The organism is Pseudomonas sp. D1HM, assembly GCF_019266105.1.
GTDB classification, from domain to species: domain Bacteria; phylum Pseudomonadota; class Gammaproteobacteria; order Pseudomonadales; family Pseudomonadaceae; genus Aquipseudomonas; species Aquipseudomonas taetrolens.
Genome location: NZ_LRMN01000015.1, coordinates 1 through 24,033, shown reverse-complemented (window position 1 = coordinate 24,033; position 24,033 = coordinate 1). Strand labels below are relative to the sequence as shown.

Below are 24,033 nucleotides of genomic sequence, written 5' to 3'. Positions count from 1 at the left end.
CGCCAAGTGATCAAACCGGGCGGCATACCCAATGCAGATAGCGACCCAGCCCGGCAAAAGCAGGATGACGGCGGTGGGCAAGTTCCATTTCTACCAGCGCCTGCAGCTCGGCGCGGGCCTGGAACTCCACGGGCATGTAATCGTGAAAAACCCGCACGCCACTCTGGCTTTCGACTTGCCACAGCCCCTCAAGTGCAGTGGCCAGCTCACGTGGATCGAGGGGCTGTTGCGGAGTCAGGCTCTGTTTTTCGCCGGCCATGTCGTTCTTGCGCATCTTGCGGAAGTGGCCTTTGAGCAGATTGCGGTAGATCAACGCGTCGCGGTTATAAAACGCCAGCGATAACCAGCCGTCTTTGGCGGTCAGTTGATGCAGCACCGGCAAGATCGCGTGGGGCTCGGCCAGCCACTCCAGGACCGCGTGACACAGCACCAGGTCGTAAGGTTCGGTGAGCTGGCCCAGCAACTCTTGCCAGGGCGCCTGAATAAACGTGCCGGTCTGGCCGGCTTCGGCAAACCGCTGACGCGCGCCTTCAAGCATGGGGGCGGCCGGTTCGGCCAGGGTCACATCGTGCCCTTGCTCGGCCAGCCACAACGACATATGCCCCAGCCCGGCACCGATATCCAGAACCCGCAATGGACGGGATGGCAGTTCCTCCTTGAGGTCGGCCTGAAGCACGGCCAGGCGAATGGCGCCCTTGGCGCCGCCGTAGATTTTCTCGGCGAAGCGGGTGGCCAATTGATCGAAGTGACGGTCACTCATTGATTGAAACGCCTTTCATTGTCGGCCAGTTTACTGCGCACCACTTCGTTCATGTCCAGCCCCAGCTCGCCGCACAGCAACACCAGGTAAAGCACGATATCGCCCACTTCCTGTCCGGCGTGAGCCAGTTTGTCAGCGGGCAATTGACGTGATTGGTCTTCGCTCAGCCACTGAAAGATCTCTACCAGCTCGGCCATTTCGACACTGGCGGCCATGGCCAGGTTTTTCGGGCTGTGGAATTGCTTCCAGTCATTGTTATCGCGGATGCGATGCATGCGTTGGGTCAGTTCGTCGAGGTTCATCGCGGGTGTGCTCTCCAGAAGACGCAAAGCTTGCGGCGGAACGCCAGCTGACGCAAGTGAAAGGCATTGGCTGCGGCCTGTAGCAGCGCTCGAGCAGAATGAAACGATGTGCGTTTTTTGCTCCCGAACACTGCGGTGCGCACATACCGGGCTCTGCGACTGCTGCGCAGCCGGACGCGCCTCGTTCTACTCGACCGCTGCTACGGATTGCCAGCAGTCGGGCTCTGTAGCCTTGATCACTTAGCCAAGCGGGCGCCACTGACCGGTCAGATGCACCAGATCACCCTGTCCGTTGAGCTGGAAGTCACCACGGGAGCCCGGGTCGCTGGCCAGTAGAATGACTTCGCTGGGCAAGCGCACCGGTTTTTTGAACGAGACACAAATGTCGAGATTGTCCGCCGGTAGATGTGAATCAAGGGCCGCCAGGGCTCGGGCTTTTATCCACAGGCCGTGGGCAATGGCACTGGGCAGGCCAAACAGCTTGGCACTGGCTGCGCTCAGGTGGATCGGGTTGTAATCGCCCGACACCTTGGCGTACTGGCGGCCAATGCCGGAGGGGACGTACCAGCGCGTCAGCTCTGTCAGCGCAAGCGTTGCGGCGGTCGGTTGCTCAAGCGTTTCTCCCGGTAACTCAACGCCTTTGCACAACAACGTACTTTCAGCCGCCCACAGCGGACCGATCCTGTCGCTGACTTCGGTCACCACCTCAAAGGTCGCGCCCTTGGGGTGTTTTTGCAGGTTGCGGGCATACACGCCGATATGCAGTTCGGTCACACCCCCCATTGGCCGTATGAGTTGAATCCGGTTGTTGAGATGAATCAAACCGAGCAGCGGGAAGGGGAAGTCCTTGGCAGTCAGCAATTGCATTTGCAGTCCGAACGCCAACAGGTGTGGGTAGGTGGGAGGCAACAGCGGACTGGGTGTTAAACCGCACAGCTTACGAAACGCCGCCAGGGGTTTGGGATCGACGGCCACCCAGCAGCGCACGCCTTGCTCAGGCAACGTGCTACCGGTGATTTTGCGTCGGGCCGCGGCGTGGGCATACAGCGCGGGCAAATGCGGCGGCGTGTCGAGATCAAGCCATCTTATGCTCATGCTCAGGCCCCCAGAATGCTTTGGCCACACACCCGCAGCGCTTGCCCGCTGATCGCGCCTGACCCCGGCTGGCCGAGCCAGGCCACGGCTTCCGCCACATCTTGCGGCAGGCCGCCCTGACCCAGAGAGCTCATCCGGCGTCCGGCTTCACGCAGGGCAAACGGAATGTGCGCGGTCATTTGGGTTTCGATAAACCCTGGCGCCACGGCATTGATACTGATACCGCGTTCGCCCAGCAAGGGTGCCCAGGCCTGAGCCAGGCCGATCAAACCGGCTTTGCTGGCGGCATAGTTGGTCTGACCACGGTTGCCGGCAATGCCACTGATAGAGGCCAGCAGGATGACCCGGGCATCATCGCGCAGGGTGCCGCTGTCGAGCAGGGCTTTGGTCAGGACCTGGGGGGCATTGAGGTTGACCGCCAGCACCGCATCCCAGAATTCGGGTGTCATGTTGGCCAGGGTTTTGTCACGGGTGATGCCGGCGTTGTGGACCAGAATGTCGAGACCGTCCGGCAATTGTTCGATCAACTGTGCCGGCGCGTTTTCAGCACAAATATCCAGCGTGATAAAACGCCCGTCCAGGCGTGCGGCGAGGGCTTCAAGATCATTCCTGGCCGCGGGCACATCCAGCAGGGTCACATGGGCACCATCGCGGACCAGCGTCTCGGCAATCGAGGCGCCGATTCCGCGGGCGGCACCGGTGACCAGTGCCTTGCGCCCGGCCAGCGGTCGGGACCAGTCCTGTACCTGCGAGGCGCAGGCATTGAGGCGCAGCACCTGGCCGCTGACGTAAGCACTTTTAGGCGAGAGGAAGAAGCGCAGCGCGCCTTCCAGCTGGTCTTCGGCGCCTTCGCCGACGTACAGCAGCTGCAAGGTGCTGCCGTTGCGCAGTTCCTTGGCCAGTGAACGGCTGAAACCTTCGAGGGCGCGTTGAGTACTGGCTGCGAAGGGATCACTCAAGGTTTCCGGGGGGCGGCCTAAAACTACCAGGTGCGCGTTCCGTTCAAGGCTGCGCAGCAGAGGCTGGAAAAACTCGCGCAACTGCTTGAGTTGATCGGTGTGTAACAGTGCACTGGCATCGAATACCACTGCTTTGAGTTTTGGTCCCTGGCCTGGAATCCAGGACGTCGCGTTGAAGGATCCAGGGCCGTAGCTGAACACCGCATCCGTGAGTTTGCTGGCAAAGCGATTGACCTGCCCGGCCAGTTCGCCTCCGCCAATCAGCAACGGGCCTTCGACCGGACGCAGACGTCCGGCTTGCCAGCGCTCCAGTCGTACCGGTGACGGCAGCCCCAACGCGCCGACCAGACGCTGGCCGATGGAGGAGTTGGCAAAGTCGATATAACGGTCTGACATGGAACACTCTCCGACAGATGGGGTTCAAAGGGTTGACCACAAACAAGTGATAGTCGTTCGTTTTCAGCGATAAGACCTACGCTTGTAACGATTAATGGCGGTAAGAGAATAGGGTGAATCGTATGAGTCTGCGCCGTGTGGCAATTATTGGCGGTAATCGAATTCCGTTTGCCCGCTCTAACGGGCGGTATGCGACTGCCAGTAATCAGGCAATGCTGACGGCCGCGCTGGAAGGTCTGATCGAGCGCTATAACCTGCATGGGTTACGCATGGGGGAGGTGGTGGCCGGGGCTGTGCTCAAGGATTCACGGGATTTCAGTCTGACCCGGGAATGCGTGCTGGGCTCGCGGCTGTCGCCGCAAACCCCGGCCTATGACGTGCAGCAAGCCTGTGGCACCGGACTTGAGGCCGCGTTGCTGGTGGCCAATAAAATCGCCTTGGGACAGATCGAATGCGGCATCGCGGGCGGGGTCGACACCACTTCCGATGCGCCCATTGGCCTGAATGACGGGTTGCGCAAATGGTTGTTGCAGTTCAATCGCACCAAGGCGCCCCTGGACAAACTGAAATCGCTGTTGCAGTTGCGCCCGCAGTTTCTGAAGCCCGAGTTTCCGCGTAATGGCGAGCCACGTACCGGGTTATCGATGGGCCAGCACTGCGAGTTGATGGCGCAAACCTGGAACATACCCCGCGACGAGCAGGATGCATTGGCCTTGCACAGTCATCAGGCGTTGACGGCGGCTTATCACGCGGGCTGGGAAGATGATTTGATCACGCCGTTCCTGGGCCTGAGCCGCGACAACAATCTGCGGGTCGACCTGACGCTGGAGAAACTGGCCGCCCTTAAGCCGGTATTTGAGCGCAGCGCCAAAGGCACACTGACAGCGGGCAACTCCACGCCGCTGACGGATGGCGCGTCCGTGGTGTTATTGGGCAGCGAGGCCTGGGCCAAAGAACGTGGGCTGCCTGTGTTGGCTTACCTGCGCGATGGCGAAACGGCTGCAGTGGATTTCGTACACGGTGCTGAAGGTTTGCTGATGGCCCCGGTATATGCGGTCCCGCGGCTTCTAGCGCGCAATGGCCTGACGTTGCAGGACTTTGACTACTACGAGATTCATGAAGCATTTGCGGCGCAGGTGCTCTGCACCCTCAAGGCATGGGAAGACGCGGATTACTGCAGAAGCAGGTTGGGCCTGGATGCGCCGCTGGGCGCGATTGACCGCAGCAAACTGAATGTCAAAGGCAGCTCGCTGGCCATCGGTCATCCCTTTGCTGCGACGGGGGGACGGATTCTGACCAATATGTCCAAGTTGCTCGCTACCGCCGGGCAGGGGCGAGGGTTGATCTCGATCTGCGCGGCGGGCGGGCAGGGCATTACGGTCATCGTTGAGCGTTAACAGGCAGCGCAGCAGTCGTAAATGTGAGGGGCCGGGTTTACGGCTGCTGCGCAGCCGGACGCGGCCTCGTTCTACTCGTCCGCGGCTACAGGATGGTGTGAGCCGAAGGTCGTCCCGGTTTGTGGTGGGCACGGCCACTGTAGAGCAGTCGTAGAAACGCTTTTGTAGCCGTTGACGAGCGCAGCGAGGCTACGTTCGGCTGCGCAGCAGTCGTAACGCAGCCGGACGCGGCCTCGTTCTACTCGTCCGCTGCTACAGGATGGTGTGAGCCGAAGGCCGTCACGGTTTGTGGTCAGCGAGTGGGCATGACCACTGTGCTTTGTGCCGCGACGTTCTGTCGATGACGGTTGGCATAGTTTTCTGCCATGACCGAGCACACGATCAGTTGCAGCGGGTGGTAGATCATGATCGGCAGCAGAATCAGCCCCAGGCCGGGGTGAGCACCAAAGATCAGTGCCGCCATCGGCGCGCCGGCGGCCAGCGATTTTTTGCTGGCGCAGAACACAGCGGCAATCTCGTCAGCCGTGCTGAACTTCAAGGCGCGGGCGGCCCGGGTGGTCATCCACAAAATGACTGCCAGCAATAATACGCTGCCTGCCAATGCGCTAAAAATCACCGAGGAACCTTGTTGCTGCCACATGCCCGAGAGCATCGAATTACAGAATGCGGCATACACCAGCAACAAAATCACCAACTTGTCGGCGATGCCGGTGTAGCGCTTGTGCCTGGCAAAGAAGCGTCCCAACAGCGGCCGTGCCAGTTGGCCAAGAACCAGTGGCAATAACAGCATGGCGCACAGGTCGAGCAGGGTTGAACCCAGGTCGATGCCACCGGTGCCGCTGCCGACGACGAAACTGACCAGCAACGGCGTCAGGAATATCCCCAGTACGCTGGACAAGCTGGCGTTAAGAATCGCAGCGGGCACGTTACCGCCTGCACTGCCGGTCAGTGCGACTGAAGACGAGATCGTTGAGGGCAGGGCACACAGGTAGAAGAATCCCAGCATCAGCAGTGGCGGCAGTTGAGCGCCGAGCAGTTTGTCAGCCATGACCCATATCAGCGGAAACACCACGAAGGTGAAGCCTTGCACCATGAGATGCAGACGGATGTTTTTCAAACCATGACTGATCTGCTCGCTGGACAGGTTCACCCCGTGCAGGAAAAACACCAGGAATACCCCGATATTGATCACCCACTCTGCGTGCATGGCGCCCCCTGTGCTACCGAATGTCGGGAACACATAGGCCAGAAATGTCGCCAGCAACATGCCACACAGGAACCAGTCGGTGAACAGTCGCTTGAGGTGTTTGAGTACAGGCATCACAGGCACCGGGATATTGTAAGAATTGGTGACTTAGCCTAACGTCAGCTTTTTGAGACGTCTTGCGACACAAGGCCAAGTAATGCCGCCAAACGGACAATATGGGCTGGAGCGGGCCATTCCGGTACTGAATGCCTTGCCTCGGCCGTTGTATGCACGGGCCGAGAGCCTGGGCGCGGGCTCGTGGACGCCACGGCATCAACATGATTGGGTGCAGTTTTCGTACGCGATCAGCGGTGTGTTGGGTGTGCACACCGACGAGGGCAGCTTCTTTGCGCCACCGCAGTGGGGGATCTGGATTCCCGCCGGCCTGGAGCATGAAGTCATCACCTCGATGCGGGCTGAAATGCGCAGTTTGTACGTGCGCCGGGAAGATTGCCCCTGGGCGCCGGGCCATTGCCGGGTGCTCGAAGTCACGCCGCTGGCCCGTGAATTGATCAAGCGCTTTTGTGCCTTGCCCGTGGAATATCCCGAAGGCGGCAGCCCGGAACAGCGACTGGTGCAGGTCTTGCTCGACCAGCTTGCCTGTCTGGATGAGGTCGGGTTCTCGCTGCCTTTGCCGCGTCATGCGCGATTATTGGCGTTGTGCAATGAGTTGATCGCCTGTCCGGATGCCGAGGTGACTCTGGGCTTGTGGGCCGGGCGCCTGGGCACATCGGAGAAAACCCTGATGCGACTCTTTACCCGTGAAACGGGCTTGAGCTTTCGCAGTTGGCGTCAGCGCATGCGGTTGCTGTCGTCGCTTCGGGTGCTGGAAGAGGGCGCCAGCGTGACCAGCGCTGCGTTGTCATGCGGTTATGATTCGACGTCGGCTTTTATTGCCGCCTTCAAAAAAATGTTCGGGTTTACGCCGGGGGAGTTGTTCTGTCAGGGTTAACCGCCGGGTTGATAAGTCGATGCTCTAACGGTGGGCCTCGTCTATCATTCAAACGGTTGGCGCAGGAGGCGGCTTTCCGGATTTATCGGCACAAGGAGTGCGTACAAGCGACTCTTAAAACGGTCGCCCTCTCCCCGTGGTGAGAGGATTGCCGTATAACGAGTGACATTCGCGTGTTTGGTAATAAAGGACCCACAATAAAAGCTGATGAAGACTCCAAAACGCTTAGAACCCCTGATCGAGGACGGTCTGATCGACGAGGTGCTGCGCCCACTCATGAGTGGTAAAGAAGCAGCTGTGTACGTAGTCCGCTGTGGCAATGAGCTGCGGTGTGCCAAGGTTTACAAGGAGGCTAACAAACGAAGTTTTCGCCAGGCCGCCGAGTATCAGGAAGGCCGCAAGGTACGCAACAGCCGTCAGGCCCGAGCGATGGCCAAGGGCTCGAAGTTCGGTCGTAAAGAAACCGAGGATGCCTGGCAGAACGCCGAAGTGGCTGCGCTGTTCCGTTTGGCGGGTGCCGGTGTCCGGGTTCCAAAACCGTTCGACTTCCTCGAAGGCGTGCTGTTGATGGAGCTGGTGGCGGACGAGTACGGCGATGCCGCTCCGCGTCTGAATGACGTGGTGCTGGAGTCGGATCAGGCCCGTGAGTACCACGCGTTTCTGATTCAGCAGATCGTATTGATGCTGTGTACCGGACTGGTTCATGGTGACTTGTCCGAGTTCAACGTGCTGCTGACGCCGACCGGTCCGGTGATTATCGACCTGCCACAAGCGGTTGATGCTGCAGGTAACAACCATGCGTTCAGCATGCTTGAGCGTGATGTGGGCAACATGGCGGCCTACTTCGGACGCTTTGCACCGGAGCTCAAGAGCACCCGCTATGCCAAGGAAATGTGGGCGCTTTACGAAGCGGCTACGTTGCACCCGGGTAGCGTGTTGACCGGCGAGTTTGACGAGCCGGACGAGTTGGCGGATGTCGGCGGTGTGATGCGCGAAATTGAAGCGGCGCGTCTGGACGAAGCCTTCCGTCAGGCGGTGCGGGCTGCCGATGATGCCCCTCCGAGCAAAACCGAAGAGCCGCCTCCACCGTGGATGCAGTGATTCGATGAATAAAAAATCCGGCCCAGGCCGGATTTTTTTATGGCTGTGATTCAAAGCCCTCACCCGCAGATCGAAGGGCTTTGTGCCTGGGGGGCAATCACTTGCAGCAGCTCCCCGATTCCAGGTCCTTGAGGATCGGGCAGTCAGGGCGGTGGTCGCCCTGGCAGCTTTCAACCAGTTCCTGGAGGGTGTCGCGCAGGCCGCTGAGTTCGCGGATTTTTTGATTCAACTGCTCGATATGCTGGCGAGCCAAGGCCTTTACATCGCCGCTGGCACGCTGGCGGTCTTGCCAGAGGGTCAGCAACTTGCCGACTTCTTCGAGTGAGAACCCCAAGTCCCGTGAGCGTTTGATAAACGCCAGCGTATGAAGGTCATCATCGCTGTAAAGGCGATAGCCGCTGTCGCTACGATTCGCCGCTTTCAGCAGGCCGATGGATTCGTAATAACGAATCATCTTGGCGCTCAGCCCACTGTGTCTGGCGGCTTGGCCGATGTTCATGGCAGGTGCTTCCTCACTCAAGGTCCTTGGGTTTCCACAGCTTCAGCAACAAAGCGTTGCTGACGACGCTGACGCTGGAAAAGGCCATGGCTGCACCCGCAAGCACCGGGTTCAAAAAGCCGAAGGCGGCCAGCGGGATGCCGATGACGTTATAGATAAAAGCCCAGAACAGGTTCTGACGGATTTTGGCATAGGTCTTACGGCTGATCTCCAGCGCGGCGGGTACCAGGCGTGGATCGCCACGCATCAGGGTGATTCCCGCGGCATGCATGGCAACGTCGGTGCCACCGCCCATGGCGATACCAATGTCTGCCGCTGCCAGAGCCGGGGCGTCGTTGATGCCGTCGCCGACCATGGCCACCACGCCGGTTTTTTTCAATTCGGCCACGGTCGCAGCCTTGTCGGCGGGCAATACCTCGGCGTGTACATCTTCAATCCCCAAGGCCTGGGCCACGACCCGGGCACTGCCCCGATTGTCGCCGGTCAGCAAGTGGCTGCTGATATGGCGTGCCGTGAGTTGCTGAATGGCAGACAACGCGCCGCTTTTAAGTGTGTCGCCAAAGGCAAACAGTCCCAGGACATGCGGCTGAGGGCCTTGCTCAATCAACCACGACAGCGTGCGGCCTTCCGCTTCCCAGGCGGCCGCAGACTCGGCAAGCGCTCCCGGGGTGAGGCCGGTTTCTTCCAGCAGGCGACGATTGCCCAGCGCCAGGCGACGACCTTGCAAGGTCCCGGCAATTCCGCGGCCGGTGAGCGATTGGCTGTCGGTGACATCCGGTACCTCCAGGCCGCGGGCGGCGCACGCATCCAGTACGGCTTTGGCGAGCGGGTGTTCACTGCCTCGTTGCAGTGCACCGGCGGCTTGCAACACGCGGGTTTCGTCACCTTCAAGTGCGCTGAAGTGGGCAATCTGCGGGGTGCCGGAGGTCAGGGTGCCAGTTTTATCAAACACCACGGCGCTGACTTCATGGGCGCGTTCGAGGGCTTCGGCATCTTTGATCAAAATGCCGTAGCGGGCCGCCACGCCGGTGCCGGCCATGATTGCGGTCGGTGTGGCCAACCCCAGTGCACAGGGACATGCGATGACCAGCACCGCCACGGCGTTAATCAGTGCGGTTTCGATGGGCGCGCCATAAAACCACCAGCCGAGCAAGGTCGCGAGGGCGATCAGCAGCACCACCGGGACAAAAACCTGGCTGACTTTATCCACCAGCTTCTGGATCGGGGCTTTAGCGGCCTGGGCGTCCTCGACCAGACGGATGATGCGTGCCAGTACGGTTTCGGTACCCAGCGCCAGCGTTTTGATCACCAGGCGACCTTCACCGTTGATCGCGCCCCCGGTGACTTTATCCCCAGGCTGTTTCGGCACGGGCAGGCTTTCGCCACTGATCAGCGCTTCGTCGGCATGGCTTTGGCCTTCGACCACCTCGCCATCCACCGGGAAGCGTTCACCGGGTTTGACCAGCACCAGGTCGTTGAGGCTCAGGTCGCTGATGGCGACATCTTGTTCCTGACCATCGACCACCCGCAGCGCACGTTCGGGGCGCAGTGCTTCAAGGGCTCGAATGGCACTGGCGGTCTGGCGTTTGGCGCGACTCTCGAGGTATTTGCCCAGCAGTACCAGCGCGATAACCACCGCCGAGGCTTCGAAATACAAGTGCGGAACACTCCCGGGGGCAGCGATGGCCCATTCGTACAGGCTCAAGCCATACCCGGCGCTGGTGCCGAGAGCCACCAGCAAGTCCATGTTGCCGGCGCCGGCTTTGACGGCTTTCCAGGCGGCGACGTAAAACCGTGCCCCCAAAATGAACTGTACAGGCGTGGCCAGCACAAACTGGGCCCATGGGGGCAGCATCCAGTGCAGGCCGAATGGTTCGAGCAGCATCGGCAGCACCAGCGGCAACGCCAGAACAATCGCCAGAACCAGTGCCCACCGTTCGCGGTGCAAGCGTTTTTGCTGATCGTCCTCGGCGGCTTTTGGGTTTTGCGGCAGGCTTGCCGCATATCCCGCCTGGCTGACCGCCTTTATCAGCACGCCCGGATCGAGCTGTCCGAGGTATTCAATGTGGGCGCGTTCGCTGGCAAGGTTGACGCTCACACGTTCAACTCCCGGCACCTTGCCCAGGGCCTTTTCCACCCGTCCCGCGCAAGACGCACAGGTCATCCCGCTGATAGCCAGCTCAAGGGTGTGACGGGGTACCTGGTAACCCGCATGTTCCACGGCCTCGATCAGCAAGGGCAGGCTATCGCCATTGGCTGCCACACGAGCGTGCTCAGTGGCCAGGTTAACGCTGACCGACGTAACGCCCGGCACTTTGGCCAAGGCTTTCTCCACACGTCCAGCGCAGCTGGCACATGTCATGCCCGAAATGGGCAAATCGAATGGGGTGGACACAAGCAGACCTCCTCAAGAAGTTATCTATCCATAGAATCGACCTTGACCCTATGGCAAGGTCAAGGCTTCTTGCTGCCCGCTACGTTAGCTCCCCGGATTCAGTAGCCCAGCGCGGCCGGTTTGAGGTACATGCCGCTTTTGCCAAGGGCGATACGGTACTTGCGCACATCACCGGCTTTTAAAGTGAACTGCTGCGCGGGCGGCACCAGCATGCCGGGCTGGCATCCAGCCGCTTGTCCGGGCAATAGCTTGAGACGAATGTCGACGCTGGCGGCGGGTAAATTAAAAGACAGGGCTTGTTCTTGAAACAAACGCCCGGCCAGCAGGTCATCTATGTACACGCCAATTTCACAGTGTGTGGGCACTTCAAGGCGCTCGCGGGAGATGATCAGAACGCCGTAATCCTGTTCGGCATGTGCCCACAGCGGCAAACTGGCAAGACCCAAAAGGCTGATCAGGCTCAAGGCGGTCCAGCGCATGGGACCCTCTCCTGTGTTTCGATAGTTGGCCTTGCAGCTTGGCCGAGCGGTGGATGGATTGCCAGTGCACTGTCGTAACAACGGGCTTGACCTTGCCACGATGGCAAGGTGAAAGCTGACCGCATCTCAAACCAAGGAGGCATGACCATGCAAGTATTCACAGTTGAAGGTATGACCTGCGGCGGCTGCGCCGGATCAGTCACCCGTGCCGTGCAGCAAGCGGATAAAAACGCCCGGGTTGAAGTGGACCTGGCGACCAAAACAGTCAAGGTGGAAAGCACGTTGCCGTCGTTGCAAATCATCGATGCAATCACCAATGCCGGGTTTGATGCGCGGACTGCGCACTGAGTGACGGGCGTAAATCGGGGTGTGTGGCGAGCCGGGAGCATTTATTAGCTAGCTCGCTATCTTAATGTTCAAGGTGCTTATCCACAGCTAGACTATCGGGCTGCATTGAACGCAGCTCGATTTGGATAACTGATGAACTTTAGAGCAATTCTGATTCTTGGCGCCTTGAGTGCTTTCGGCCCCTTGGCCATCGATTTCTATTTGCCGGGCTTTCCGGCAATGGCGACGGCCTTTGCGACTGACGAAACCCATATCCAGCTGACCCTGGCCGTGTATTTTCTGGGGCTGTCCATTGGTCAACTGATCTACGGCCCGATTGCCGACAGGTTTGGTCGACGCGTGCCACTGCTGGTGGGTGTCAGCCTGTTCACCGTGGCGTCTTTGGCGTGTGCTTTTGCCCCGAGCCTGGAATGGCTGATCGGTGCACGCTTTGTGCAAGCGTTGGGCGGTTGCGCGGGAATGGTAATTTCACGGGCGATTGTCAGCGACAAGTGCGATGCCGTTGGCTCGGCCAAAGTTTTTTCGCAGTTGATGCTGGTGATGGGGCTGGCCCCGATTTTGGCGCCAATGCTCGGCGGCTTGTTGGTCAACCTGTATGGCTGGCAGGCGATTTTCATCGTGCTGACGGCGTTTAGCGCAATGGCAGCATTGGCTGTGGCGCTTGGGTTGCCCGAAAGCCTGCCGGCCAATGTACCGCGCCAGCCGCTGTCGGGTGCCTTGCGTCAGTACGGTCGACTGCTTAAAGACGGTGAGTTCCTGGGACATGCCATGACCGGCGGAATCGCTATGGCCGGTATGTTTGCCTACATTGCCGGTTCGCCTTTCGTCTTTATCAAACTCTATGGTGTCCCGGCCGAGCACTACGGCTGGCTGTTCGGTACTAACGCCGCCGGGTTTATCCTGGTGGCCCAGGTCAACGCCCGATTGCTGGCCAAGCGCGGGCCGGCCTTTTTACTGTCGCGCATGATCTGGGTCTATCTGGCGGCGGGGCTGACGTTGCTGGGGGTGAGCTCGTTGCACACCGAGCAGTTATGGCCGCTGCTGATTCCACTGTTTATCTGTATTGCCAGCCTGGGTTGCATCATCCCCAACGCATCGGCCTGTGCCATGAGCGGCCAGGGCGCACGGGCGGGCAGTGCATCGGCGATGCTTGGCTGTTTGCAGTTCAGCGCGGCGGCGACAGCCGCGTGGATGGTGGGGGTCTTGCATGACGGCAGTGCGATGCCGGTAGGGATGGTCATCACCTTGTGCGGGATACTTGCAGTGGGTGCAGCGATGGCGACCCGTCGGCTCTATGCAGCACGGATCGCCACTCAAACATCGGTCTGATCAGACTGCCAGCTGCTCGGGAAGGCGGTGCGGGGCTTGTATCCGCGCTTGCAATTTGTCCACAAAGGCACGGGCTTCGGACTCGTTGCGAAAGTTGACCGCTTGCCGGTCGATTTGAACCTGCCATTGGCAGTCACGGGATCTTGCTAACGCTTTAATCAGGATTTTCATAACGGGCCTCCTCAGGTTGGCGAAGGAGGCCAGTGTATGCCTGAACATGCTGCCGTCGCCCGCACTGGCGGATGACGGACAGCAAGTCTCTGACTGACGGTTATCCCGAGGCCTTTACAGCGCCTGTGCGGGTTCGCTCAGAAGCCTTCCAGCACAATCTTGCCCTTGGATTTGCCGCTTTCCAGCAGCGCATGGGCGCGGCGCAGGTTGCTTGCGTTGATGGTGCCGAAGTGTTCGCCCAGCGTGGTGCGCAAAGTCCCAGCGTCAACCAGCTCCGCAACACGATTGAGTAGATGATGTTGCTCGATCATGTCCGCAGTTTCGAACAACGAGCGGGTGTACATGAACTCCCAATGCAGCGACAGGCTCTTGCGCTTGAGTTTGGTAATGTCGAGCGCCTTCGGGTCGTCGATCAGCGCGAGCTTGCCTTGCGGGGCGAGGGCGTCAACCAGCTGATCCAGATGCTGGTCGGTTTGGGTCAGGCTGGCGACATGAGTCACAGCGTCGATGCCCAGGCTTTTGAGGGCTTCACTCAAGGGTTGGCTGTGATCGACAACCACGTCGGCACCCAGCTCGCGCACCCAGGCCTGGGTTTCAGGGCGGGATGCGCTGCCAATCACCTTGAGTGCCGTCAGTTGACTGGCCAGTTGGGTCAGGATCGAACCGACGCCGCCTGCCGCGCCGACGATTAACAGGCTCTGTTGCTCGTCAGTATCACCCTGCTTGATCCCGAGACGCTCGAACAGCAGTTCCCAGGCGGTGATTGCCGTGAGTGGCAATGCCGCGGCGTGTGCGAAATCGAGGCTTTTTGGCATGTGCCCGACGATGCGCTCATCAACCACGTGGCGTTCACTGTTGGCCCCGGCGCGAGCGATTGAGCCGGCGTAAAACACCTTGTCGCCAACCTTGAACAGGCTGACCTCACTGCCTACGGCCTTGACCACACCGGCGACATCCCAGCCCAGTACTTTGGCTGTGCCAGCATCCGGCTGTACGTTCTGTCGGACTTTGGTGTCCACCGGGTTGACGGAAATGGCCTTGACGTCCACCAGCAAGTCCCGTGGTCCGGCAACCGGCTCGGGCAATTCGATGTCTTGCAGTGCCTGCGGATCTTGAATCGGCAAAGAATGGAAGTATGCGACAGCTTTCATGGGAAGGACGTCCTGCGAAGGGGGAGACAGTTGGGCGATGATTCGCTATTTCACAGAATGATAAAACCCGCTAATACTGCAGTCTCTTTCAATATTATTTTGATAATGCCCGGGTAAATTCCCCATGTTGCGCTTTGATGATCTGCAATTGTTTGTTCGCGCCGCTGACTTGGGCAGCCTGTCGGCTGCGGCACGGGTGATGGACATGTCCCCGGCCGTGGCAAGCGCGGCCCTCAAGCGAATTGAAGCGCAACTGGGCGCACGGTTGCTGGCGCGCTCAACTCGCAGCTTGCGCCTTACAGCTGAAGGCGAAGGATTTCTTGAGTACGCGCGGACGGCATTGAGCAGCCTTGATGAAGGGCGGCGCTTGCTGGCCCGTGGGCAAGATCAGGTCAGTGGTGTGTTACAGCTTTCGGCGCCCTCGGACTTCGGCCGCAATTTGCTGTTGCCGTGGCTGGATCAGTTTCAGCGTGAGCATCCGCAACTCACCGTACGGTTGTTGTTGGGCGACCGCATAGCCGATCTCTTTCGTCAGCCAGTAGATATCGCCTTGCGCTATGGCGAGCCGGAAGACTCCAGCCTGGTGGCACTGCCAGTAGCCCCTGACAACCGTCGGGTGCTCTGTGCGTCACCTGCGTATCTGGCGCACAAGGGTGAGCCGCAGCAGCTTGAACAACTGCTGCAACATAATTGCTTGCTGTACATGTTGGGTACGCGGGTACACGACTATTGGCAGTTCCATGACGGCAAGCGTGAGCTCGGGCTGACAGTGAGCGGCGATCGCTTCAGTGATGATGCCGATGTGGTGCGTTTGTGGGCAGTGGCTGGCGCGGGGATCGCTTATAAATCCTGGCTGGATGTTGCGGGGGATGTACAGGCCGGAAGGCTCAAGGTCTTGCTGCCCGAGCTGACGTGTGAACGGGCGCCGTTGAACATGCTCTGTGGCCATCGAGCACAATTGAGTAAACCGGTGAGGTTATTGCGGGACATGCTCAGTGAGCAGTGCGGGATTTTAAGCCGTTCCCGCAATCCGTAGCCGCAGGAACGTCGTAAAACCCGCGGCAGGAGCGGGGCTTGCCTCGTGATTCAGGCAACGCGGTCCGGGATGCCAACCGCGTGGGTGCCTTCGCGAGACAGGCCCGTCCTGCCGGCGGACGTGTTACGGCTTGACCAGGCGTGCGTCCAGGCTGTTTTGCGCCAGGCGTTTGGCCTGGTCCTGGGTCATGCCCAGATCGGTGTACAGCGCGTGGAAGTTCTCGGTCATGTAGCCACCGAAATAGGCCGGGTCATCCGAGTTCACGGTGACTTTTACGCCGCGTTCCAGCATGTCGAGAATATTGTGTTGTGACATGTGATCAAACACACACAGCTTGGTGTTGGAGAGCGGGCATACGGTCAACGGGATTTGCTCGTCGATGATGCGTTGCATCAAGCGCTCGTCTTCAATCGCCCGCACACCATGGTCGATGCGCTGGATTTTCAACAAGTCGATGGCTTCCCAGATGTATTCCGGTGGACCTTCTTCGCCGGCATGGGCGACGGTCAGAAAGCCTTCATGGCGCGCACGGTCGAACACCCGTTGGAACTTGCTCGGCGGGTGGCCCATTTCTGAACTGTCCAGCCCGACGGCGACAAAAGCTTCGCGAAACGGCAGTGCCTGATCGAGGGTTTTTTCGGCTTCTTCTTCGCTCAAATGGCGCAGGAAGCTGAGGATCAGACCGCTGGTGATACCCAATTGCTGTTCACCGTCCTTGAGTGCGCTGGCGATGCCATTGAGCACGACTTCAAACGGAACTCCACGGTCAGTGTGGGTTTGCGGGTCGAAGAAGGGTTCGGTGTGAATAACGTTCTGTTCTTTGCAGCGCAGCAGATACGCCCACGTCAGGTCGTAGAAATCCTGAGAGGTGCGCAGTACGTCTGCGCCCTTGTAGTAGAGGTCGAGGAACTCTTGCAGGTTGTTGAAGGCATACGCCTTGCGCAAGGCTTCAACGTCGTTCCAGGGCAATGCGATTTTGTTGCGCTCAGCCAGCGCGAACAGCAGCTCGGGTTCCAGAGAACCTTCAAGGTGCATGTGCAGTTCAGCTTTTGGCAGGGCGTTCAGCCAGTCATACATAACGTTTTTTCTCATCAAAGCAGGTACAGATGACGACATTCTACAGGCGCGAAGCACTACAGCTTGTAAAAATGCCCCTGCCATTTGTCGCAGCCCAGGCTGTACTTGCCAGTCAAGTGATGATCAAAACGCTGATAGCTGAACTAAGGTGTAACGAAACGTTAGCGGGTTGCAGGTGTCTGTAGCCGGCGACGTAAATGGCTACTCCGACAAAAGGCTCTCAATGCTGACTTTAATCAAAGACGAAAAACTCCTGCTGCTGGCGATTGTCATGGCCTGCCTGGCATTCCCGCTGGAGCACTGGTTGCTGCATAGCGGTCAGGTCACGGCGTTGGTGGCAGGCTTTGTGCTGATTGCCGCGATTGTTTGTGCCTCGATGCGCGTGGCGCATCATGCGGAGCTGCTGGCAGAAAGATTCGGTGATCCATACGGGACGATGATCCTTACGCTTTCAGCGGTATTGGTCGAAGTCGTGATCCTGGCGATCATGATGAATAACGAAGCCTCTCCCACGCTGGTGCGTGACACCATCTATTCGGCGGTGATGCTCGATATCAACGGCATCCTTGGCTTGGCGGCCCTGATGGGAGGCATCAAGCACGGCGAGCAGTCTTACAACGACGATTCGGCCCGTACCTACAGCGTGATGATTCTGACCGCGATGGCTGTCTCGATGGTGGTGCCTGAATTTATCCCCAAGGCTGACTGGAAAATCTATTCAGCCTTCACCATTGGCGCAATGGTGGTGCTCTATACCTTGTTCTTGCGCATGCAGGTGGGGCCGCACAGCTACTTCTTCAGTTACAGCTACCCTGAGAAAAAAGCCCACAAGCGCACGGCAGAAGAGCCACAGGGCAATCTGCAGTTTTCAATCGGTATGTTGGTGCTTGGGGTCATTGTGATCGGTGCGCTGGCGGAGGTGATGTCCAAGACTCTGGATCTTGGCCTGGAAGGCACGGGGGCACCCCCGGTCATCACCGCTATCGTGGTGGCGACCATTTCGGCGGCGCCGGAAATCCTGACGGCCTTGCGTGCGGCGCTGGCCAATCGCATGCAATCGGTGGTTAACGTTGCCCTGGGTGCCTCATTGTCGACGGTGATTCTGACCGTGCCGGCCATGGAGGCGATGGCCCTGTATACCGGCCAACCGTTCCAGATGGCCATGACGCCGGTACAAACGGTGATGGTCCTGATCACCCTGGTGGTGAGCGCAATCAACCTGAACGATGGTCAAACCAATGCGATTGAAGGCATGACCCATTTTGTATTGTTTGCGACGTTCATCATGTTGTCGTTTCTGGGGTTGTAAGACGTAGGGACCTTGTATCGCGACTGCCAGGGGATCGCCCGGGTGTTGTAGTCCCCTCGACCATCCCGGCGAAGCAAGGTCTCAAGATGTAGTCATTTGATGATATTCAAGTAGGGCTTGTTTTTGAGTGTCGTCAGAAATGGATGGTATACGGGCAAATCGGTTAAAAAACATACAAAAATAAGCGGGCGTTATAGGGATTGGATCCGGGAGGAGTTTGCACGGGTTATCCACAGGTTGTTCCACAGTTACTGTGCGCAACTTGAATGCACGGCTATAAGTACTTGGCTACTGTGTTCTAACCGCGATAACAGATTCTAACCGCCTGTTTTTATTATAAAAATTTTCAAATTGCTGAAAGTTGGTTGAAAAACGTACAAATCCCCGAAATGCCCGTGCAATAAGGGCTGCAGCCGGGTGTGCTCAGGTTATCCACAGCCGGGTGCACAGTGACTGTGGGCAATTGTACTGCAGCGATATAGCCGTTTTACTCAGGGGGATCCACGGGGGATCTGTGCAGCAGAATTCTGCCGCGACTGAGACCTGACAGTTGCTGTTGCAGAGGCGCTATGTGCTCTTCGGCCAGAGCCAGCTGCAGTTCAACCCCGTTTGCCGTGAACGTCTCGTCGATCAGTATTCCGTTCAGTTCGGCCAACCGCAGTTTTACCAGGGCCAGCTCGTTGAAGTCGCAGGCGCAACTCAGTTCCACACGTCTGAACAGCGGCAGCTTCTCGGCGTTTTGCAGGCACTTGTTGGCTCCGCCGCCATAAGCGCGTGCCAGTCCGCCCGTCCCCAGTTGAATACCGCCATACCAGCGGATGACCAGCACGACCACCTGATCACAGTCTTGCGCTTCAATGGCTGAGAGTATCGGGCGCCCGGCGGTGCCCCCCGGTTCTCCGTCATCACTGCTGCGATATTGATCCCCGAGCTTCCAGGCCCAGCAGTTGTGTGAGGCGTTATGGTCGCTGTGTTGTTCTATGAACTCCTGGGCTTGCCGGGCGTTGCTGATCGGCGCCGCGAGGGTGATAAAGCGGCTTTTGCGGATTTCTTCGCGGTATTCGCAAAGACCCGTGAGGGTAGAAGGCATATCAGTTCCGCTTAGACAGGAGGCGTCAGGCCGCAGCCTTTGAGGATGATGCGAATCAGGTTGTCGCTGGCAACGTGCATGTCTTGCTTGGTCAAGCGTGAGCGCCCGGTTACGCGGCAGATCTGTGTCGCAAAGTCGGCGTAATGCTGGGTACTGCCCCACAAGAGGAAGATCAGATGCACCGGATCGACCGGGTCCATCTTGCCGGCATCGATCCAGGCCTGAAACACTGCTGCGCGACTTTGGAACCAGGCGCGGTAGTCTTGAGTGAAGTACTCGGTCAGACATACACCGCCACTGATGATTTCCATCGCAAATACACGCGATGCCTCGGGGTGCTGGCGTGAGAACTCCATCTTGGCCCGGATGTAGCTGCTCAAGGCCCGGGCCGGATCGTCTTCGGCGCGCAGTGTATTGAAGGTGCTGTCCCACAACTCGAGAATGTTGCTCAACACCGCAATATAAAGCCCCAACTTGTTGGAGAAGTAGTAATGCAGGTTGGCTTTGGGCAGGCCGGCCTTGAGGGCGATGGCGTTCATGCTGGTGCCTTTGAAACCATGACGGGCAAACTCATCCTCGGCGGCCTTGAGAATGGCCTCTTCGTTTTTTTGACGAATACGTCCGGCAGGTTTGCCGTCGTGGGCGGGGACTTCAAAGGTCATAGGTCTTCCAGAGCATGCTGTGTGGGAGTAATCGGTGCGACGACACGAATTTTCACGTTAACGTGTCGCTTCCAGGCTCTCAAGGAAACTTTCCAGCACCAGATGTGGGCGGCGGCCCTTTCGCGTGACTGAAGCCAGGCTCAAATCATAGAAACGTGTGGTGGCTTTGAGAGCCCGAAGGCGGCCTTGCTGCACCCAAAAGCTTGCGTAGTGATCGGGAAGATAGCCGATATAGCGTCCGGTCAGAATCAGAAACGCCATACCTTCGCGGTCCGAGGCGCTGGCGGTGCAATTGAGTGCCTGATAATGCGCTTGAATCTCGGCGGGCAGGCGAAAGGTCGGTGCAATGGCATCCTGTTCATTGAGGCGCTGATCTTCGAGTTGCCGGTCATCGACATAAAACAACGGATGACCCACGGCGCAATAAAGCTGCGAACGCTCGCTGTACAACGGTTGATACTCCAGCCCTGACAGTGCAGTGGCTTGCGGCACGACACCGACATGCAGGCGCCCATCGAGCACGCCTTGCTCGACTTCGCTGGGCGGGATCATTCGAATGTGGATGCGTACGTCTGGCCCGCGTTCTTTGAGTTGTGCCAGTGCATGGGTGATTCGCATGTGGGGTAGGGTGACGAGGTTATCGGTCAGGCCGATGGTCAGCTCGCCACGCAAATGTTGGTGCAGACCGTTTACTTCAGTACGAAAACTCTCCAGCGCGCCAAGTAATTGCAGAGATGATTGATACACCTCGCGACCTTCCTCTGTCAGAGAAAACCCCGCTCTGCCGCGTTGACACAGGCGTAACCCCAAACGCTGTTCAAGATCGCTCATTTGCTGGCTGATTGCCGAGCGTCCAATCCCCAGCACGGTCTCTGCCGCAGAAAAACCGCCGCACTCCACCACGCTGCGAAAAATACGCAGCAACCGGATATCAAAGTCGCTGACCTGGGCCAGTGCATCGGGACGACGGCTGCTCATAGTTTAGTAGGTGCCCAACTAAAGGTTAGAAGAGTTGTGTTTCATCGACTTTATAGCCGTGGCAATTTAGGTGCAAGAACGCTTTCAATCCCGTGCCGCTTTCTGCTTTGCGAGGTTTTGCTGATGAACATGCCCGAGAACGCCGAAGTTACCGTGACCAGCCAGCTCAAACTGGATGCTCACTGGATGCCTTACACCGCCAACCGTAACTTCCATCGTGACCCGCGTTTTATCGTGGGTGCCAAGGGTAGTTATCTGACGGACGATAAGGGTCGGCAGATTTACGACTCGCTCTCAGGTCTGTGGACCTGTGGTGCAGGGCATACTCGCAAGGAAATTCAGGAAGCCGTTGCCAAGCAATTGGGCACACTCGATTACTCGCCGGCGTTCCAGTACGGACATCCGCTGTCATTCCAGTTGGCAGAGAAAATTACTGCACTGACACCGGGCAATCTCAATCACGTGTTCTTTACTGACTCGGGTTCGGAATGTGCTGACACCGCAGTGAAGATGGTGCGTGCTTATTGGCGGTTGAAAGGTCAATCGAGCAAAACCAAGATGATTGGTCGTGCCCGCGGTTATCACGGTGTGAACATTGCGGGTACCAGCCTGGGCGGTGTGAACGGTAACCGTAAGATGTTTGGCCAGGCGATGATGGATGTGGATCATTTGCCGCATACGCTGCTGGCGAGCAACGCGTTCTCACGCGGTATGCCGGAGCAGGGCGGAATTGCCTTGGCCGATGAGCTGCTCAAACTGATCGAACTGCACGATGCGTCGAATATCGCGGCGGTTTTTGTGGAACCCATGGCCGGCTCGGCAGGGGTACTGGTCCCCCCTCAGGGTTATCTGAAACGACTGCGCGAAATATGTGACCAGCACAATATCCTGCTGGTATTCGATGAAGTGATCACCGGGTTTGGCCGTACGGGTGCAATGTTTGGTGCTGACAGTTTTGGCGTGACACCTGACTTGATGTGTATTGCCAAGCAAGTCACTAACGGTGCCATTCCAATGGGCGCTGTCATTGCAACCAGCGAAATCTATCAGACGTTCATGAATCAGCCGACGCCTGAGTACGCGGTTGAATTCCCGCATGGCTACACCTATTCGGCGCATCCGGTGGCGTGTGCTGCAGGTCTAGCCGCGCTTGATCTGCTGCAAAAAGAAAACCTGGTTCAGAGCGTGGCTGAAGTTGCACCGCATTTTGAGAATGCGCTGCACGGTCTGAAGGGTGTGAAAAACATCATCGATATCCGTAACTATGGGCTGGCCGGCGCGATTCAGATCGCACCGCGGGACGGCGATGCAATTGTGCGTCCGTTCGATGCTGCGATGAAGCTCTGGAAGGCTGGCTTCTACGTACGCTTTGGCGGAGACACCCTGCAGTTTGGGCCAACCTTCAACAGCAAGCCGCAAGATCTGGATCGTTTGTTCGATGCTGTCGGCGAAGCGCTTAATCAGATCGACTGATCCTTCTATATAGAAGAGACATTTTTGAATTTTGACAGGCGTGACAGTTTCGCGCCTGTGTATAACTTTTTGGAGTCCCAATGAGCACGATTCAACATTTGATCAACGGCGAAATGCTGAGCGATTCTGTCCGTACCGCTGATGTGTATAACCCTTCGACCGGTAAAGTGATTCATCAGGTTCCGTTGGCCAGTCGCGAGACGATTCAAAAAGCTATTGATGCAGCCAAGGCGGCTTTTCCTGCCTGGCGCAACACACCTGCGGCCAAACGTGCCCAGGTGATGTTCCGTTTCAAGCAATTGCTGGAGCAGAACGAGGCACGGATTGCGCAGTTAATCAGTGAAGAGCATGGCAAGACACTTGAAGACGCTGCAGGTGAATTGAAGCGCGGGATTGAGAACGTCGAGTACGCTTGCTCCGCTCCTGAAATCCTGAAGGGTGAATACAGTCGCAACGTAGGCCCGAATATTGACGCATGGTCAGACTTTCAGCCATTGGGTGTGGTCGCGGGTATTACGCCTTTCAACTTCCCGGCAATGGTTCCGCTGTGGATGTACCCGCTGGCCATTGTTTGCGGCAACTGTTTCATCCTTAAACCATCGGAACGTGATCCGAGCTCGACCCTGCTGATCGCTCAGCTGTTGCAGGAAGCCGGTTTGCCCAAAGGTGTGATGAACGTGGTGCACGGTGACAAGTCTGCCGTGGATGCGTTGATCGAAGCGCCAGAAGTAAAAGCACTGAGCTTTGTCGGGTCCACGCCTATTGCCGAGTACATCTACGCCGAAGGCACCAAGCGCGGAAAACGCGTTCAGGCACTGGGCGGAGCGAAAAACCATGCGGTACTGATGCCGGATGCTGATCTTGATAATGCAGTCAGTGCATTGATGGGAGCGGCTTACGGTTCATGCGGCGAGCGTTGCATGGCGATTTCGGTGGCCGTTTGCGTCGGCGACCAGGTGGCAGATGCGCTGGTGGCCAAGCTGGTCCCGCAAATCAAGGCACTGAAAATTGGCGCAGGCACGACTTGCGGGCTGGACATGGGCCCTTTGGTTACCGGACAGGCACGTGACAAGGTTAGCGGCTATGTCGAAGACGGCGTGGCAGCGGGTGCCGAACTGGTGGTTGACGGTCGTGGCCTGAGTATCAAGGATCATGAAGAGGGCTTCTTCCTGGGGGGGTGCCTGTTCGACCGCGTGACACCTGAGATGCGCATCTATAAAGAAGAGATCTTTGGTCCGGTGTTGTGCATTGTCCGGGTGAATAGCCTGGAAGCGGCGATGCAGCTGATCAACGATCATGAATACGGCAACGGTACTTGTATCTTTACCCGTGATGGCGAAGCGGCACGTCTGTTCTGCGATGAGATTGAAGTGGGGATGGTCGGGGTTAACGTTCCGTTGCCAGTTCCTGTGGCTTATCACAGCTTTGGCGGGTGGAAGCGCTCGTTGTTTGGTGATCTGCATGCCTATGGGCCGGATGGTGTGCGCTTTTACACGCGCCGCAAGGCGATTACCCAGCGCTGGCCGCAGCGCGCAAGCCATGAAGCTTCGCAGTTTGCCTTCCCGAGCCTGTAATCGCAGTACTGCTATATAGAAGAAGAGAGGCCAGCCGCCAGGCTGGCCTCTGCTTTTGGGGGCTTTTAAGGCGATATGACAGAAATATGAAATGAGTGCTTGACCTGAAAATCCAGCGGCCTATAATTCGCCCCACTTCCGGCGCAGTCGAAACGGAAAACTCCTTGAGTTTCAATGAGTTGGATTGGTTTTCGGCAGTGTCAGCTTCAAGTCATCGAAGCAGGAAATGAGGTGTTGACAGCAGCGTGTAACGC

23 protein-coding genes are annotated in these 24,033 nt (G+C 58.1%); 9 read left to right on the top strand and 14 right to left on the bottom strand.

Annotation, left to right across the window (positions count from 1 at the left end):
- Positions 1-10: 10 nt before the first annotated feature.
- The 4 genes from AWM69_RS15895 to AWM69_RS15880 all read right to left on the bottom strand — a co-directional run bounded on the left by AWM69_RS15895 (position 11) and on the right by AWM69_RS15880 (position 3,512).
- A complete protein-coding gene (locus AWM69_RS15895) occupies positions 11-760 on the bottom strand; it encodes a methyltransferase domain-containing protein (protein WP_218727484.1) in 750 nt (249 codons plus the stop codon).
- A complete protein-coding gene (locus AWM69_RS15890) occupies positions 757-1,062 on the bottom strand; it encodes a nucleotide pyrophosphohydrolase (protein WP_048382642.1) in 306 nt (101 codons plus the stop codon). The genes AWM69_RS15895 and AWM69_RS15890 overlap by 4 nt, the downstream gene beginning before the upstream one ends.
- Before the next feature lie 240 nt (positions 1,063-1,302).
- Positions 1,303-2,157: a MaoC/PaaZ C-terminal domain-containing protein gene (locus tag AWM69_RS15885; protein WP_218727483.1), complete on the bottom strand. Its 855-nt coding sequence runs from the start codon at positions 2,155-2,157 to the stop codon at positions 1,303-1,305.
- Positions 2,158-2,159: 2 nt separating this feature from the next.
- A complete protein-coding gene (locus AWM69_RS15880; RefSeq protein ID WP_218727482.1) occupies positions 2,160-3,512 on the bottom strand; it encodes a 3-oxoacyl-ACP reductase in 1,353 nt (450 codons plus the stop codon).
- A 122-nt stretch (positions 3,513-3,634) separates the two neighbouring features.
- Between AWM69_RS15880 and AWM69_RS15875 the strand changes: the two genes are divergently transcribed.
- A complete protein-coding gene (locus AWM69_RS15875; RefSeq protein ID WP_131653540.1) occupies positions 3,635-4,909 on the top strand; it encodes an acetyl-CoA C-acetyltransferase in 1,275 nt (424 codons plus the stop codon).
- Positions 4,910-5,201: 292 nt separating this feature from the next.
- On the opposite strand, the gene AWM69_RS15870 is transcribed toward AWM69_RS15875, so the two are convergent.
- Positions 5,202-6,230 (bottom strand): bile acid:sodium symporter family protein, encoded by a 1,029-nt coding sequence (locus tag AWM69_RS15870; RefSeq protein WP_218727481.1) that lies wholly within the window; start codon positions 6,228-6,230, stop codon positions 5,202-5,204.
- 82 nt (positions 6,231-6,312) lie between these two features.
- Here AWM69_RS15870 and AWM69_RS15865 point away from each other — a divergent pair, with 82 nt between their 5' ends.
- Together AWM69_RS15865 and AWM69_RS15860 are read left to right on the top strand one after the other, a co-directional pair.
- On the top strand, positions 6,313-7,107 hold the full coding sequence (locus AWM69_RS15865; protein WP_218727480.1) for a helix-turn-helix transcriptional regulator: 795 nt from the start codon (positions 6,313-6,315) through the stop codon (positions 7,105-7,107).
- A 207-nt stretch (positions 7,108-7,314) separates the two neighbouring features.
- A complete protein-coding gene (locus AWM69_RS15860) occupies positions 7,315-8,208 on the top strand; it encodes a PA4780 family RIO1-like protein kinase (protein ID WP_218727479.1) in 894 nt (297 codons plus the stop codon).
- Positions 8,209-8,305: 97 nt separating this feature from the next.
- Here AWM69_RS15860 and cueR read toward each other — a convergent pair whose 3' ends face one another.
- The 3 genes from cueR to AWM69_RS15845 form a co-directional block, all read right to left on the bottom strand.
- The gene (gene cueR, locus AWM69_RS15855; protein ID WP_048382635.1) at positions 8,306-8,707 is read right to left on the bottom strand and encodes a Cu(I)-responsive transcriptional regulator; all 402 of its coding nucleotides are present in this window, start codon (positions 8,705-8,707) and stop codon (positions 8,306-8,308) included.
- A 13-nt stretch (positions 8,708-8,720) separates the two neighbouring features.
- A complete protein-coding gene (locus tag AWM69_RS15850; RefSeq protein ID WP_218727654.1) occupies positions 8,721-11,108 on the bottom strand; it encodes a heavy metal translocating P-type ATPase in 2,388 nt (795 codons plus the stop codon).
- A 92-nt stretch (positions 11,109-11,200) separates the two neighbouring features.
- A complete protein-coding gene (locus AWM69_RS15845; RefSeq protein WP_218727478.1) occupies positions 11,201-11,581 on the bottom strand; it encodes a hypothetical protein in 381 nt (126 codons plus the stop codon).
- A 147-nt stretch (positions 11,582-11,728) separates the two neighbouring features.
- On the opposite strand from AWM69_RS15845, the gene AWM69_RS15840 reads away from it, so the two are divergent.
- Both AWM69_RS15840 and AWM69_RS15835 read left to right on the top strand, forming a co-directional pair.
- Positions 11,729-11,929, top strand: a complete 201-nt coding sequence (locus AWM69_RS15840) for a heavy-metal-associated domain-containing protein (RefSeq protein WP_131653534.1) — start codon at positions 11,729-11,731, stop codon at positions 11,927-11,929.
- Positions 11,930-12,061: 132 nt separating this feature from the next.
- The gene (locus AWM69_RS15835) at positions 12,062-13,258 is read left to right on the top strand and encodes a multidrug effflux MFS transporter (protein ID WP_131653533.1); all 1,197 of its coding nucleotides are present in this window, start codon (positions 12,062-12,064) and stop codon (positions 13,256-13,258) included.
- On the opposite strand, the gene AWM69_RS15830 is transcribed toward AWM69_RS15835, so the two are convergent.
- Positions 13,259-13,429: a hypothetical protein gene (locus AWM69_RS15830; RefSeq protein ID WP_218727477.1), complete on the bottom strand. Its 171-nt coding sequence runs from the start codon at positions 13,427-13,429 to the stop codon at positions 13,259-13,261.
- Between the two features lie 137 nt (positions 13,430-13,566).
- The gene (locus tag AWM69_RS15825) at positions 13,567-14,580 is read right to left on the bottom strand and encodes a zinc-binding alcohol dehydrogenase family protein (RefSeq protein WP_218727476.1); all 1,014 of its coding nucleotides are present in this window, start codon (positions 14,578-14,580) and stop codon (positions 13,567-13,569) included.
- Between the two features lie 124 nt (positions 14,581-14,704).
- Here AWM69_RS15825 and AWM69_RS15820 point away from each other — a divergent pair, with 124 nt between their 5' ends.
- Complete coding sequence (locus AWM69_RS15820) at positions 14,705-15,616, top strand: LysR family transcriptional regulator (RefSeq protein WP_048382630.1); 912 nt, start codon at positions 14,705-14,707, stop codon at positions 15,614-15,616.
- Positions 15,617-15,739: 123 nt separating this feature from the next.
- Here AWM69_RS15820 and AWM69_RS15815 read toward each other — a convergent pair whose 3' ends face one another.
- Positions 15,740-16,693, bottom strand: coding sequence for an adenosine deaminase (locus AWM69_RS15815; protein WP_218727475.1), 954 nt, complete (start codon positions 16,691-16,693; stop codon positions 15,740-15,742).
- A 223-nt stretch (positions 16,694-16,916) separates the two neighbouring features.
- On the opposite strand from AWM69_RS15815, the gene AWM69_RS15810 reads away from it, so the two are divergent.
- Positions 16,917-18,002 carry a calcium:proton antiporter gene (locus AWM69_RS15810; RefSeq protein ID WP_218727473.1) on the top strand — a complete coding sequence of 362 codons (1,086 nt, stop codon included), beginning with the start codon at positions 16,917-16,919 and terminating at the stop codon, positions 18,000-18,002.
- A 487-nt stretch (positions 18,003-18,489) separates the two neighbouring features.
- Here the strand turns inward: AWM69_RS15810 and AWM69_RS15805 are convergent, their stop codons facing one another.
- Genes AWM69_RS15805 through AWM69_RS15795 form a run of 3 tightly spaced genes read right to left on the bottom strand, consistent with a single transcriptional unit; the run spans position 18,490 to position 20,732 of the window.
- Positions 18,490-19,092 (bottom strand): YigZ family protein, encoded by a 603-nt coding sequence (locus AWM69_RS15805; RefSeq protein ID WP_218727472.1) that lies wholly within the window; start codon positions 19,090-19,092, stop codon positions 18,490-18,492.
- Positions 19,093-19,103: 11 nt separating this feature from the next.
- Positions 19,104-19,754 carry a TetR/AcrR family transcriptional regulator gene (locus tag AWM69_RS15800; RefSeq protein WP_131653530.1) on the bottom strand — a complete coding sequence of 217 codons (651 nt, stop codon included), beginning with the start codon at positions 19,752-19,754 and terminating at the stop codon, positions 19,104-19,106.
- Between the two features lie 57 nt (positions 19,755-19,811).
- On the bottom strand, positions 19,812-20,732 hold the full coding sequence (locus tag AWM69_RS15795) for a LysR family transcriptional regulator (protein WP_048382624.1): 921 nt from the start codon (positions 20,730-20,732) through the stop codon (positions 19,812-19,814).
- Positions 20,733-20,855: 123 nt separating this feature from the next.
- Here AWM69_RS15795 and AWM69_RS15790 point away from each other — a divergent pair, with 123 nt between their 5' ends.
- Both AWM69_RS15790 and AWM69_RS15785 read left to right on the top strand, forming a co-directional pair.
- Positions 20,856-22,205: an aspartate aminotransferase family protein gene (locus AWM69_RS15790; protein WP_048382623.1), complete on the top strand. Its 1,350-nt coding sequence runs from the start codon at positions 20,856-20,858 to the stop codon at positions 22,203-22,205.
- An 80-nt stretch (positions 22,206-22,285) separates the two neighbouring features.
- Entirely contained in the window at positions 22,286-23,779 is a 1,494-nt protein-coding gene (locus AWM69_RS15785) for a CoA-acylating methylmalonate-semialdehyde dehydrogenase (RefSeq protein ID WP_048382622.1), read from the top strand.
- The last annotated feature ends 254 nt before the right edge of the window (positions 23,780-24,033 follow it).